This window comes from Fusibacter tunisiensis (genome assembly GCF_016908355.1).
Taxonomy (GTDB): Bacteria; Bacillota; Clostridia; order Peptostreptococcales; family Acidaminobacteraceae; genus Fusibacter_D; species Fusibacter_D tunisiensis.
Genome location: NZ_JAFBDT010000018.1, coordinates 36,637 through 46,808, shown reverse-complemented (window position 1 = coordinate 46,808; position 10,172 = coordinate 36,637). Strand labels below are relative to the sequence as shown.

The window sequence follows — 10,172 nt, the reverse complement described above, 5'->3', positions numbered from 1 at the left end:
GGGTCAAAAACAAGTCGATTCATCCCCCACCTGCACTCTCACTCCGTGAGCAAGGTGGCTTAGAGGCGGGGGACTTCTCGGCTATTTTAGTTAAAATATGATGTTTGATGTTGTTCAAACAACATATTTTTTTCTTTTTTTGTGCTTAAATGATAACAAAGACATTAGGAGGTAATTACTTGAAATATGAAATCGATCCAATAGGGTATGTAGAATCCGACTATAAAATTACAAAAGATATTCCAGTCTTGGGCGTTACCTCAACCATCTGCATCAAACCTGAATTTGAACCGGCCCTAAAGCACATTGAAAAAAACTCACACTTATGGGTTCTTTCATGGCTTCATGAATCAGACCGGACACATCTTCAATCCGTGCCAAGAAAAATAAGCAGTATGACGGAATCATTTGGGGTTTTTGCACTGAGAAGTCCCAACAGACCTAACCCAGTTGCCCTAACCTTAGTGAAACTTCTTAAAATTGAAGGCAACCGTCTTACAGTTTCAGATTTAGACGTTATTCACGGAACACCAATTGTGGATATAAAACCCTATTTTGACAAAGACAGTGTTTTTGCACCTGAAACCCTCTTTATCAATTCAAAAAATGACGTCATAAGGCGCAAGCGAATGGAAACACTGGCAGAAAATTATCATGGCGAAAAATGTGACATGCTTCAAACCGCTGTGGATATGGCCATGAAAGTTTCCAATCATGTGCCGAACCTACAAGCAAGAGACCTTAGACTTGAAATTACTGGTAATTATTGTCTGCTGGAAAGTCTTCAGGGCATCACAAGAGCGAAATTTGTTGCACCTTCTCGGTTAACTTTTAAATATTCAACTGAAAAAACAGAAGTCTTGTGGTTTCATAAGGACATCCTGCTTGCAGAAACAAGCTATACAGATGTAGGCGGCGTGGTGATAACATGAAACACTATAGCCGATTTGCACTCATTTTCATAGCACTTAGCATAACCCTTTTACTGTCTTTGATGTTTGGGCGGTATCCCATACACATAACCGAAGTAATGGATGTGGTCTTCAAACAGTTGACTGGGTCTGGTTTCGCTGAAAAGAGCGTCGCTTCAGACATCATAAAAACCGTTCGATTTCCGCGTGCATTGGCAGCTATTTTAGTTGGTGCCTCTCTTTCCATGTCAGGGGCCGCCTATCAAGGACTGTTTAAAAATCCAATGGTATCACCTGATATCCTTGGTGCCACTGCAGGTGCAGGATTTGGCGCTTCACTTGCAATTATGCTTTCCTTAGATCCAGTTTGGATTCAATTGATGGCATTTGTCTTCAGCTTACTCGCAGTTGTTTTAGTGTATGTCATCAGTTCCCGCATTAAAATAAGCGATGCCATATTGACTATGATTTTAACGGGATTACTGGTTGGAACAACCTTTTCAGCCTTGACCTCTACCCTGAAGTATATTGCAGACCCTTATGACAAGTTGCCTTCCATAACCTACTGGCTTATGGGGAGTTTAGCTTCAATTGGACTTGATGATTTGTCAAAAGTCATTTTCCCAATCTTAATTGGGGCAGTGATTCTTTACGCGATTCGGTGGCCACTAAACGCCATGGCTTTTGGTGAAGAAGAAGCCAGGTCACTTGGAATACAAACACGCCGGATACGGTTCGCAGTGGTAATTGCAACAACACTTATGACAGCATCTGCTGTATCTATAGCTGGTATTATTGGATGGGTAGGCCTCATTGTTCCGCACTTTACAAGATCAATCGTTGGACCAAATTACGAAAAACTATTGCCTGGTTCACTTTTGATTGGTGGCATATATCTGTTAATTGTGGATACACTTGCGCGTACCGTTTTTCCAGTCGAGATTCCACTTGGTATCTTAACCTCATTAATTGGTGCACCTTTCTTCATCTATATGTTGCTTCACTCAAGGAGGGGATGGCAATGAACAAAAAATCACTTGTTGTTGAAAACTTAACATTTGCTTATACATCAGATACCAATACGGTTGTGCGTTCAGTTTCTTTTAAAGCGGATTCAGGGGATTTGTTATTTGTGCTTGGCCCAAATGGCGTTGGAAAAACCACGCTTTTTAAGCTGTTAACTGGCATTCTAACCCCCAATGATGGCGGTGTTTTTTTTAATGGAATGGATTTAAGCCATTTACCCCAAGCTGAACGGGCCAAAAAATTTGCTTATGTCCCCCAAAGTCATACCCCACCCTTTCCATTCAAAGTTTTTGATGTGGTACTCATGGGGCGAACAGCCCACCTTAATAGGTTTGCATCCCCTACACCAAAAGATAGAAAAATAGCACATGAAGCCATAAAAACGCTTGGAATAGAGTATCTTGAAGACAAAAATTATACAGAGATTAGTGGTGGCGAGCGTCAACTGGTTTTAATTGCCAGAGCACTTTGCCAAGGGGCTGAAGTCTTAATCCTAGATGAACCCACTGCAAATCTCGATTTTGGAAACCAGGCAAAAGTATTCAACCACCTTAGAAGTTTAAGCAAACTGGGTTATATTATTATCTTATCTTCACATGTGCCAAACGATGCTTTTCAATATGCAACACAAGTTATGCTCATGCAAGAAGGCGAAATTGGACAAATGGATATACCCGATCGAATTATCACCCAATCGGCGATTCAGAAGCTCTATAAAGTTGATGCAAACATCATAGAAATAAATTCACAAGCATATCCTTTTAAAATATGCATCCCAAAAATTCATGAAATGGAGGCTTAATATGTACCGAAAAATTTCAATACCACTCATACTCATTCTTGCAGTAATTATGGTGATGACAGGATGTCAATCTGATGCACCAAATTCCAATGCCACAACACCTGACATGCGAACGATTGTAGATGATGCGGGTAGAACGCATGAAATACCAACAGAGATTGAAAGTGTTTTCTCTACCGGCTTAATGAGTTCCATCTATTTGTATACCTTAGTTCCAGAAAAAATGATAGGCTGGAACAACGACTTAAACGAAAGTGCTTTTGTTTATTTACCACAGGAATACATTGATTTACCTGTCCTTGGACGCTGGGCCGGCACAAGCTTCACAGGCAATATTGAAGAAATTTTAAAACTGGATCCAGACGTTCTCATCAATCTTGGAGACATTAACGAAGAATGGATTGGAATCAGCGATGCCATCCAAGAAGAATTGGGCATACCTGTTATTATGATTGATGGGTCATTTAACGCATTGTCTGACGCTTATAAAAAAGGCGGCGACTTTTTAGGGGCAGTCAATCGGGGTAACGCTCTAGCGGAGTATGCAGAAGGCATTCAGGCAGAAATTAATACGTTTAAAGATGCTATTGCATCAGAAGAAAAACTAAAAGTTTATCTTGGTTCAGGCCAAGATGCCCTTGAAACATCGGGAAAAGGGTCGTTGAACGTTGAGTTGATTGAACTTCTTGGTGGCGAAATTGTAGCCGATGGCGGCTCTGCCGGACGCTTTGATACAACCATCGAGCAAGTCATTGTTTGGAATCCAGAACTAATCTTTTTAAGTGATTTTTCAGGCATTGATCAAGAAGTCAAAAAGACGGTTACAGCACAGGATTCTGTATGGCAAAATGTTGATGCTGTAAAAACTGGCAATCTCTATACAGTCCCAAATCTACCATTTGACTGGCTCAACAGACCCCCATCGGTTATGCGACTTATGGGCGCTCAATGGTTAGCTGATGTTATGTACCCCGATTTCGTAACTTGGGATGTTAACGCAAGATTGGTAGAATTTATGGATTTATTCTTTGGCTATGAACTGTCACCAAGTGACGTTGAAAATATAATCCCCGAGTAATTAACCAACAAGTCTGATTTTGAAAGACTTTGGCTCATAAAATAAAAGAGATACATACCGTATAAAATTTTGGCATGTATCTCTTTTTTTTTATGTTTTATAAAAGTGTCAAAAGTTCTTGATTGTCCGGGATATCGCTCATACTGTGTCCATAGTGAACGTATTTTAGAATCCCTTCTTTGTCAATAATCATTTGAGCTGGCATCCGTCCCAACTTAAAAATTTTAACTTGCTGTCCATAGAGTTTAAGGACTGACCCTTCTGGATCAGGCAATCCAATAAAAGAAAGCTCATGTTCATCCCAGTATTTTTTGAATTTTTCTGCATTTTCCGGCCCAATAATAACAACTTCCGTATCACGCGCTTGAAATGCTGCATAATCTTGATGCAACTGCATCATGTGCTTTTGGCAGAAAGGTCAAACAAATCCTCTGTTTAGAACCAAAAGAACATTTTTCTTGCCCTTTAAGGATGACACCTTAAACCCATTTCCTTGAAAGTCAATAAGCTCAAAATCTGGTGCCACCTTGTTCACTTCAACACTGGCCATAGTAAACCTCCACATTTGATATTTTGTATCTGTTAGGTTTAGTATATCACAAATTAAATTTTGCACAATCTAATTTTATAAAATTGTTTATTTTTTGAAAATAGTCACCAGCTTACATCCCCCCACAGGGTGGTGATTTGCCTTTTTACAGCATTTATTTATTGTTATTCAACAAATAATATGGTAGGCTAAAAAAAACAAGTTCATTCTAAGGAGATTCTTTATGTACGATATCATCATTATTGGTGCTGGACCAGCAGGCAGTACACTTGCCAGACTACTGGCACAAGATAAAAACAACCTTTACAAAATTGCACTTATTGATCGACGCTCTTTAAATTTACAGACCATTAAGGGACCAAACAAAGCTTGTGGCGGTTTACTGTCACCTGCTGCACAAGCCATGCTTGGCAAACTCAATCTCACCGTTCCACTCAACATTATGGAATCACCACAATTTTTTAAAGTGAGAACATTGGACTTTGACAATCAGTTAGAACGCACCTACCAGAGATTTTACTATAATTTAGACCGAGAAAAATTTGACAGATATCTGTTTTCATTAATACCAAATTCTGTTCAGTTCTATATGTCTCAGCTTGTTAAAACCATTAATCGCCAAGAAGACCACTGGTGTATAACTTTAGGCGATGAAAATGCAACACAACTTCTCGGAAAATTTATCGTCGGTGCTGATGGTGCCAATTCTCTAGTCAGACGTTCTTTACAACCCCCTAATTTAAAAACACCTAAGCAATACATCAGCATCCAAAAATGGTATTCATCAAAAGACAACCAACCGTATTACACCGGTATATTTGACAGAGACATCACTGATTATTACGGGTGGACCATACAAAAAAGTGATGCCCTTATAGTGGGCGCTGCCATTCCGATTACAGAAGATGCACATGCTAAATACAACCTACTCGCCCAAAAGCTCAGTACCTATTTAGGCCTCGACTTAACACAACCATTAAAAGTAGAAGGGGCATTTATTGAACGTTCTAAATCTCTAAAACACCTGAATTTCAAACTCAAAGGATTAAACCTTGCCTTAATTGGTGAGGCTTCAGGCGCCACAAGTCCTACATCGGCAGAGGGCTATAGCTATGCCATGGACACCGCTCAGAAGCTAGCTCTAGCACTCCAAGAAGGCCTTGAAGGTGCGGAACTCAGATACCATAAATCTTGTGGAAGCATTAGGCGCAATATTGCCTTCAAACATTTAAAATCACCAGGAATGTATTCAGTTCCGATTCGAAAATGGGTTATGAAATCAGGGCTAACCGCCTTAGAGTAGCTTTTACACTTTTCATAAAAAAAGCGGTTGCACACCAACACTTGGTATTGCAACCGCTTCTTTACTTATGCACTTTCTACTTCATCAAACTGAATGGCACACTGTGCACAAAACTTAATACATTTGCCACAACGGATACAAAGATCCAAATCAATTTCCGGTGGATTTTGTCCCTCCCGTGTAATTGCATTGACTGGACAAACTGTAAGCGAAGGGCAATGACACCCTTGTACACACATCTCATCTATAACAATAACATCTAAATCATACATTTTTATACTTCGCCTCCATCCTCTATAACTATCGCCGCAATTATTATATCCGATACCAAGGGAATTGCCAAGTCAATATGAATTATATAGACAATCTATGGGGACTTTTGGTATATTAAATTGACAAACTACGGGAGGTCTTCATGATTTATTTATTTCTCGCCACACTTTGCAGTGCGTCCATCGCCTTGATTTTTAAGTATACTGAAGGCAGTGGCACCAACCGCTATGCCGTTACAACTACCAACTATTTTGTAGCCTTTTCCACAAGTCTTTTGATGATTATCTTTAAAGGCCTACTGGACACGCTTTCATTTGATCCAGGATTTTGGAGCCGACTGCTTAAGACACTTTCATCAGATGCAGGTGTCCTATCGAAAGCTGACAGTACCCTTTGGGCCTTAATTATAGGCAGCATTGCTGGCGCATTCTTTTTTCTATCTTTTATATACTATCAGAAAAGTGTGCGGGAAAATGGGGCAGGCTTATCTGGAACTTTTGCAAAATTAGGGATTCTTATTCCCATGATTTTTTCAATTCTTTTGTGGCGTGAATTGCCCACAGCCTTACAATGGATTGGAATTCTTCTAGCACTAATCTCCATTGTAATTGTAAATTTGTCCAAAAAAACAAGGCAAATGTTTGAAATCAACCTCACACTGCTCATGCTATTTAGTTTTGGTGGTATTGCAGAATTTTCAAATAAAATTTTCCAAAAATACGCCCTAAACGCCTATAAAGATGTGTTCTTATTTGCCGTATTCTTTGTGGCATTTTTAATCAGTCTCATATATACACGTTTAAAAAAGAGTCCTGTTACAAGACGCGATTTAATATTGGGGCTAGCCGTGGGCATCCCAAACCTCTTTAGTTCCTATTTTCTCATATTGGCTCTGGATACCATCACAACATCTGTTGCATTTCCAATTTATAGTGCAGGCAGTATCGTCTTAATTAATCTTGGAAGTTTACTCATCTACAAAGAACACATTCAAAACAAAAATAAAATCGCCATTGCCCTAACTTTGGTTGCACTGGTTTTAATTAACTTATAGGAGTTCTTATGCGTTATTATCTCGCACCTCTAGATGGCATCACCAATCGCTTATACCGAAATACCTATCACCGTTTATTCGAGCCATTTGATAAGTATTTTACACCCTTTGTATCTACAGATCCCAATGTAGACCTCAACCGAAACGAGATTGAAGAATTATTGCCAGAAAATCAACTGGATCAAACCTTAGTGCCTCAAATTTTAGCCAATGATGCCGGTGAATTCATAAAAACAGCAAATGCCATTCACAAAATGGGTTATCCAGAAATTAACTTAAATTTAGGCTGTCCTTCAAAGGCTGTAGCTTCTCGAAACAGAGGGTCGTCTTTTCTTTTTCACACAGAAGCCCTTGATCGATTTTTAGATGGTATTTTCACCCATACACGCCCCAAAATCTCTGTCAAAACCAGACTGGGCAAATACGATCCCAATGAATTCTACCACCTAACTGAACTCTTTAAAAAATATCCCATGGTGGAATTAATAATTCATCCTAGAGTCCAGAAAGATTATTATAACAACACACCAAATTGGGATATGGTAGAAGAAGTTCTCCCTCAGTTTCCGTTTCCAGTATGCTTAAATGGCGATATTTTCACCAGGTCGGATTTTGAAACACTAAAGAAAAGGTTTCCTACCGTAGATCGCGTTATGCTAGGTCGGGGCATTATAAAAAACCCCTTTTTAATCGGCGAAATTAAAAAGGGGCTCTCCTATGATTTTACTAAAATCTCACGATTTCACACTGAAATGTATCAAGGGACAAAAGATGCTGCCCGAACTGAAACCAAAGTTCTTAATGTTATGAAAGGGTTTTGGACACCCCTTCTCCCCCTCATTCCAAATGGTCTCTCCTATGATAGGGCCATAAAAACCTGCTCGACGCTACAAGCCTACGACGCGCTTATTCAGGACTTGTTGGATCAACTTGAGGCACATGGGTCACTGAAAACGGAATCCGCACTTCCTGACCTGTAGGCGAACGCAATATGACCTCGGCCTTACCTGACTGGCCAGTTGTCTTAATGTATGTCCCAGTTTGACCACCCCTCAAAACCAAAAGGTCAGGTCCAATACGTGTTATAGGTCCAGAAAGTGTCATTTTTATTGGCTCTTGATAATAAGACAATAGATTTCCATGTTCATCTTCAGCCCGAATTCTAAGTGTGGCAACATCATATGTCACCGCGTCAATGAGGTCGTTTCGGTCCACTGTGACTTTCAAATAAACGTTGCTGGACGCCCCTTTAATAACCTGAGCAAAGACCCCACCATTTTGAAGGGCTTCAAATCGATATGTGGTGGCTTCTTGCCCCCAATCTCCAATGTACCGCGTATACAAACCTGCAATGTCATCAAAAGTCATTTATTAAAATAGGGCCTTGTGGCAAGTGACCAAATGGTGTGTTTTTACCATTAAAGGACTGGATTAAAACATCGTTTTTATAAACATTTAACTGATCTGCATTTGTAAAAGCATAAACATCTCCTCTAAAACTTCCAGGGTATTCACCGACATTCATCGTTGAACTAATTTCAAGGACAGGCTTTTCTTTTTGCTGAGACGCATATACAGAGGCCGCCCAAGACTTCGTTTGATTCATACAAGGCATCCAGTACACGGGCATGTCTTAAGGCATGTTCCAGTCTATGACCCTCATCATCAAAAGATTTAGTCGGGTACATATGGCCGTTAAACTCGGTTACTAGATAAGGGGCATTCCTATTAGATGTCACCTTTTTTTTAGGCTGAATACCGGCATTGTCACCACTGTGATAAAAGTCATTAAAGGTATAAACATCCTCTAAAAGTTCACTTTTCCGAGTATAACGCACGCCACCAGTTACTCGGGTTGGATCCAGTTCATGGACTTTTTTATTGGTTGCCGTGTAAAATTCTGTATTGTCTTGAGACTCGTTAATACGAACACCCCACAAAAAAATTGAAGGATGATTTCGATATTGAACCACCATTTCAGACACTTGATTCACTGCTATGGATTGCCACTCTGAATCCCCGATGTGCTGCCAGCCTGGAATTTCCATAAAGACCAAAAGGCCCAACTCATCACACCGATCCACAAAATGATGAGATTGTGGATAATGGGATGTTCTTACTGAATTTACCCCCAATTCCCACTTTAAAATATCTTCATCCAGCACTTGAGCAGATTTGGGCATAGCGTACCCAGCATAAGGGTAGCTTTGATGGCGATTTAAACCTCTTATTTTTATGCGTTCCCCATTTAAAAAAATCCCATCTCTGACAACTTCAATCCTTCTAAATCCAAAACGGATCTCTTTCAACAGCTCACCTGACTCTTCTTTAAGCCTTAGGTAGTAAAGATTGGGCGTATCAAGTGACCATAGCTGTACTGATGCCACTTGAAAGATGTGCGTTGTCTCTTGACTGTTTATGGCAATAGGCCCTAAAGCCACCGTTTTATCGTCTTGAACAGATGCCAATTCCACGTGAACTGTCATGGGCTTAAAAAACGCATTTAAGGCAATCTCCAAATTCAATGTGGCCGAAGTGTCATTTCCAAGTGCGGTGTGCACAAAAACCGTGTCAATATGCTGCTTAGGCAAAACCTCAAGATAGGCTTCCCTATAAAGACCCCCATAAGTCATATGGTAGTGTAAAGTATTACACCCCTGATTTATTTAACAACACTGTTTTTTCAAAGGATTTCACTATTTTTTAAATAAAAAAACAATGACCCCCTATTTTCGGTTATAATTTAAGTTCCCACACCAAAATCAAATTATTAGGTTTTTAACGCTCTTTATTTCAAAATATATTCCTCTTGGCCAGTGGGCTCATGATGATACACACTCGCCAAAGTACCAGAAATTTAAAACCGATAAATTGCCTATCATTCAAACCTTTATCAAACACGACTGGCTTTTCTTACTTGAGTACTACCAGTGGCGTTATAAAAAATCTCTTAAACCAGTACAGCGAAGAAACGGTCAACAGATTTCTCAAGATGTTCAGTGTCCTCGTTGTGGCGCACCACATCATTACATGTATGATAACAACGGTGGTAAAGGCCAGTATCAGTGTAAAGTCTGCGGACAAACTTTCCTTACCGGTGAAAAAGTCACAAAACCTCTTAAGTTAAAGTGTCCATATTGTTCTCACACACTCTCACCGATTAAAAACAGAAAAT

12 protein-coding genes and 1 pseudogene are annotated in these 10,172 nt (G+C 39.8%); 7 read left to right on the top strand and 6 right to left on the bottom strand.

The genetic code is table 11. The annotated features are described in order from the left end of the window. Nucleotides 1–179 precede the first annotated feature (179 nt). The 4 genes from tsaA to JOC49_RS09940 are packed head-to-tail and all read left to right on the top strand — an operon-like array spanning nt 180 to nt 3,817. Nucleotides 180–932 (top strand): tRNA (N6-threonylcarbamoyladenosine(37)-N6)-methyltransferase TrmO, encoded by a 753-nt coding sequence (gene tsaA / locus JOC49_RS09955; RefSeq protein WP_204664879.1) that lies wholly within the window; start codon nt 180–182, stop codon nt 930–932. Continuing rightward, nucleotides 929–1,936: a FecCD family ABC transporter permease gene (locus JOC49_RS09950; RefSeq protein WP_204664878.1), complete on the top strand. Its 1,008-nt coding sequence runs from the start codon at nt 929–931 to the stop codon at nt 1,934–1,936. The genes tsaA and JOC49_RS09950 overlap by 4 nt, the downstream gene beginning before the upstream one ends. Next, complete coding sequence (locus JOC49_RS09945) at nt 1,933–2,739, top strand: ABC transporter ATP-binding protein (protein WP_204664877.1); 807 nt, start codon at nt 1,933–1,935, stop codon at nt 2,737–2,739. Before JOC49_RS09950 ends, JOC49_RS09945 begins: the two co-directional genes overlap by 4 nt. 1 nt (nt 2,740) lies before the next feature. After that, nucleotides 2,741–3,817 (top strand): ABC transporter substrate-binding protein, encoded by a 1,077-nt coding sequence (locus tag JOC49_RS09940; protein WP_204664876.1) that lies wholly within the window; start codon nt 2,741–2,743, stop codon nt 3,815–3,817. A gap of 97 nt (nt 3,818–3,914) precedes the next feature. Here the strand turns inward: JOC49_RS09940 and JOC49_RS09935 are convergent. Further along, nucleotides 3,915–4,223, bottom strand: a pseudogene (locus JOC49_RS09935) (peroxiredoxin family protein); the annotation flags it as partial. Nucleotides 4,224–4,235: 12 nt separating this feature from the next. Continuing rightward, entirely contained in the window at nt 4,236–4,367 is a 132-nt protein-coding gene (locus JOC49_RS13385) for a thioredoxin domain-containing protein (protein ID WP_279381211.1), read from the bottom strand. A gap of 223 nt (nt 4,368–4,590) precedes the next feature. Here JOC49_RS13385 and JOC49_RS09930 point away from each other — a divergent pair, with 223 nt between their 5' ends. Beyond that, the gene (locus JOC49_RS09930; RefSeq protein ID WP_204664874.1) at nt 4,591–5,670 is read left to right on the top strand and encodes an FAD-binding protein; all 1,080 of its coding nucleotides are present in this window, start codon (nt 4,591–4,593) and stop codon (nt 5,668–5,670) included. Between the two features lie 65 nt (nt 5,671–5,735). Here JOC49_RS09930 and JOC49_RS09925 read toward each other — a convergent pair whose 3' ends face one another. Continuing rightward, nucleotides 5,736–5,942: a 4Fe-4S ferredoxin gene (locus tag JOC49_RS09925; protein WP_243423686.1), complete on the bottom strand. Its 207-nt coding sequence runs from the start codon at nt 5,940–5,942 to the stop codon at nt 5,736–5,738. 143 nt (nt 5,943–6,085) lie between these two features. On the opposite strand from JOC49_RS09925, the gene JOC49_RS09920 reads away from it, so the two are divergent. Both JOC49_RS09920 and JOC49_RS09915 read left to right on the top strand, forming a co-directional pair. After that, entirely contained in the window at nt 6,086–6,997 is a 912-nt protein-coding gene (locus JOC49_RS09920; RefSeq protein ID WP_204664873.1) for an SMR family transporter, read from the top strand. A gap of 8 nt (nt 6,998–7,005) precedes the next feature. After that, complete coding sequence (locus JOC49_RS09915) at nt 7,006–7,977, top strand: tRNA dihydrouridine synthase (protein WP_204664872.1); 972 nt, start codon at nt 7,006–7,008, stop codon at nt 7,975–7,977. Here JOC49_RS09915 and JOC49_RS09910 read toward each other — a convergent pair. From JOC49_RS09910 to JOC49_RS09900, 3 genes are read right to left on the bottom strand one after another with little or no spacing between them, the layout of a single operon-like run. Then, a complete protein-coding gene (locus JOC49_RS09910; protein ID WP_204664871.1) occupies nt 7,904–8,365 on the bottom strand; it encodes a hypothetical protein in 462 nt (153 codons plus the stop codon). The two genes, JOC49_RS09915 and JOC49_RS09910, sit on opposite strands and share 74 nt — an antisense overlap. Continuing rightward, nucleotides 8,355–8,603 carry a hypothetical protein gene (locus tag JOC49_RS09905; RefSeq protein WP_204664870.1) on the bottom strand — a complete coding sequence of 83 codons (249 nt, stop codon included), beginning with the start codon at nt 8,601–8,603 and terminating at the stop codon, nt 8,355–8,357. The genes JOC49_RS09910 and JOC49_RS09905 overlap by 11 nt, the downstream gene beginning before the upstream one ends. Next, entirely contained in the window at nt 8,536–9,630 is a 1,095-nt protein-coding gene (locus JOC49_RS09900) for a glycoside hydrolase family 2 protein (protein WP_204664869.1), read from the bottom strand. Before JOC49_RS09900 ends, JOC49_RS09905 begins: the two co-directional genes overlap by 68 nt. Nucleotides 9,631–10,172 lie beyond the last annotated feature (542 nt).

Coding starts and splice junctions, on each gene's coding strand:
- JOC49_RS09950 (WP_204664878.1), top strand. CDS start 929: ATGAAACACTATAGCCGATTTGCACTCATTTTCATAGCACTTAGCATA.
- JOC49_RS09905 (WP_204664870.1), bottom strand. CDS start 8,603: ATGAATCAAACGAAGTCTTGGGCGGCCTCTGTATATGCGTCTCAGCAA.
- JOC49_RS09930 (WP_204664874.1), top strand. CDS start 4,591: ATGTACGATATCATCATTATTGGTGCTGGACCAGCAGGCAGTACACTT.
- JOC49_RS09915 (WP_204664872.1), top strand. CDS start 7,006: ATGCGTTATTATCTCGCACCTCTAGATGGCATCACCAATCGCTTATAC.
- JOC49_RS09920 (WP_204664873.1), top strand. CDS start 6,086: ATGATTTATTTATTTCTCGCCACACTTTGCAGTGCGTCCATCGCCTTG.
- JOC49_RS13385 (WP_279381211.1), bottom strand. CDS start 4,367: ATGGCCAGTGTTGAAGTGAACAAGGTGGCACCAGATTTTGAGCTTATT.
- JOC49_RS09945 (WP_204664877.1), top strand. CDS start 1,933: ATGAACAAAAAATCACTTGTTGTTGAAAACTTAACATTTGCTTATACA.
- JOC49_RS09940 (WP_204664876.1), top strand. CDS start 2,741: ATGTACCGAAAAATTTCAATACCACTCATACTCATTCTTGCAGTAATT.
- JOC49_RS09910 (WP_204664871.1), bottom strand. CDS start 8,365: ATGACTTTTGATGACATTGCAGGTTTGTATACGCGGTACATTGGAGAT.
- JOC49_RS09900 (WP_204664869.1), bottom strand. CDS start 9,630: ATGACTTATGGGGGTCTTTATAGGGAAGCCTATCTTGAGGTTTTGCCT.
- JOC49_RS09925 (WP_243423686.1), bottom strand. CDS start 5,942: ATGTATGATTTAGATGTTATTGTTATAGATGAGATGTGTGTACAAGGG.